Source organism: Nonomuraea sp. MTCD27 (assembly GCF_041950495.1).
Taxonomy (GTDB): domain Bacteria; phylum Actinomycetota; class Actinomycetes; order Streptosporangiales; family Streptosporangiaceae; genus Nonomuraea.
In genome coordinates this window covers 1-532 of the sequence record NZ_JBGNUW010000087.1, presented here as the reverse complement: position 1 = coordinate 532, position 532 = coordinate 1, and the positions used below count along the sequence as shown (strand labels likewise).

The 532-nt window shown below is 62.0% G+C and carries 1 protein-coding gene; it reads right to left on the bottom strand.

What is annotated here, in order from left to right:
• A partial coding sequence (locus tag ACBJ59_RS62850) for a phage tail protein (protein ID WP_375119400.1) occupies positions 1-532 on the bottom strand: 532 nt, incomplete at both ends.

Genomic DNA, 532 nt, shown 5'->3' with positions numbered 1-532 from the left:
GTTCGTCTGCAATCGGGATCACGTACCCCGGCAACGGAATACGGCCGTCCAAACCCACCTTGAAGGTTACGGCCCGGTCCTTGGAGTTGGTCAACAGCGCCCACTTGCCGCGGCGCTGTGCCTCGGATTCGCGGGTGCAGCCGATGGCACTGATCTCGAGCGGGTTGTCGCCGTAACGCCGCTGCAGCTTCTGATCGGTCACCGCCGTGACATCGGTGTCGTAGTTGTTCAGCGGGTTGTCGTAGCTGATCAGCGCCCGCGTGTAGCGGGTACGCTCCGACGCGCTGGAGTAGGTGAACTTGCCATCGAGCACGTTTGCCCGGGTATAAGCGAAGTCGAAGTCCGTGGCGCGCGGCATATCGGACAGAGTGAAGACCTGGCCTTGGGCCCAGTAAGTCATCCCCCGGTAGATAGCCGAGATGTCGCGCAGCAGAGACCAGGCGTCAGCCTTGCTCTGCAGGTTCAGGTTGCAGATGAAGCGCGGCTCCTGGCCACCTTTACCGTCCGGCACCAGTTGGTCGCAGTATTGGGA